Genomic DNA, 1,364 nt, shown 5'->3' with positions numbered 1-1,364 from the left:
ACCGGGACGCCAGCTTCGACTATCGGGCCATGGCCCGCGACCTCAAGGACCGCAACCCGCAGCTGGAGTGGGTGGTAGTCGCCGGCGAGGCCGAGGAATTCACGGCCTTGCACAGCCTGTATGAGCCGGCGCCTGCGCGCACCTTCCTGCCCCCCAGCGCCGACGCGGTGGCCTGTTTCCAGCTCTCCGGCGGCTCCACCGGGGTGCCCAAGCTGATCCCGCGCCGGCACCACGAATACCTCTACAACCTGCGGGCCAGTGCCGAGCGCTGTGGCCTGTCCGAGGCCAGCGTGTACCTGGTGGCGCTGCCCATGGCGCACAACTTTCCCATGTGCTGCCCAGGGTTCATCGGCACCTTTTCGGTGGGCGGGCGGGTGGTGCTGAGCCCCTCGCCGAGCCCGGAAGTCTGCTTCGAACTGATCGAGCGCCAGGGGGTGACCCACACCGCGCTGGTGCCGCCCCTGGCCCTGGTCTGGCTGGAAGCGGCCCAGGCCCGTGGGCGTGGCCTGGCGCCGTTGCAACTGCTGCAAGTGGGCGGCGCCAAACTCAGCTACGAGGCCGCAAGGCGCATCGAACCGGTGCTCGGCTGCCGCCTGCAGCAGGTGTTCGGCATGGCCGAGGGGCTGATCTGCTACACCGACCCCGAGGACCCGCCACAGCGGGTGCTGCACACCCAGGGCCGGCCGCTGTCGCCGGCGGACGAAATTCGTGTGGTGGACGAGCATGAGCAACCGGTGCCGGTGGGGCAGGTGGGGCAGTTGCTGACCCGCGGCCCCTACACCATCCGCGGTTACTACCGTTACCCCGAGCACAACGCCCAGGCCTTCACGGCCGATGGTTTCTACCGCACCGGCGACCGGGTCATGCTCACCGCCGACGGCTACCTGATGGTGGAAGGGCGCGACAAGGACCTGATCAACCGCGGGGGCGAAAAGATCGCTGCCGAAGAAGTGGAAAACCTGCTGCTCAGCCACCCGGCGGTGGCCGACATCGCCCTGGTGGCGATGCCTGATGCCTTCCTGGGCGAACGCACCTGCGCCTTCGTCATCCCCCGCGGCACCGCGCCCCGGGCCCCGGAACTGCTGCGTCACCTAAGGGCCCAGGGCCTGGCGGCGTTCAAGCTGCCGGACCGCTTCGAGTTCATCCCGGCCTTCCCCCAGACCGGGGTCGGCAAGGTCAGCCGCAAGCACCTGCGCGAGGCGATCCAGGCCCTGTACTTCGGCGCCCAGGCCGAACCCCTGGAGGGAAGTGGCGCCCGTGGCTGAACGACAAGGACTTTGCGACCTGTTGCACCCGGTGCGCGGGCGCCTGCTGGCGGCCATGCTGCTGCAGGCCCTGGCGGCGCTGGTGGGGCTGTTGCCGTT

At 69.6% G+C, this 1,364-nt stretch carries 1 protein-coding gene; it reads left to right on the top strand.

Annotated elements, in window-relative coordinates:
* A partial coding sequence (locus F6S12_RS31740; RefSeq protein WP_315869858.1) for a (2,3-dihydroxybenzoyl)adenylate synthase occupies positions 1–1,265 on the top strand: 1,265 nt, incomplete at its 5' end.
* Positions 1,266–1,364: the final 99 nt, after the last annotated feature.

The organism is Pseudomonas sp. JV245A (assembly GCF_032424515.1).
In the GTDB taxonomy this organism is placed as follows: Bacteria; Pseudomonadota; Gammaproteobacteria; order Pseudomonadales; family Pseudomonadaceae; genus Aquipseudomonas; species Aquipseudomonas protegens.
The sequence above is the reverse complement of the archived record's forward strand: the minus strand, read 5'-3'. Positions and strand labels throughout refer to the sequence as shown.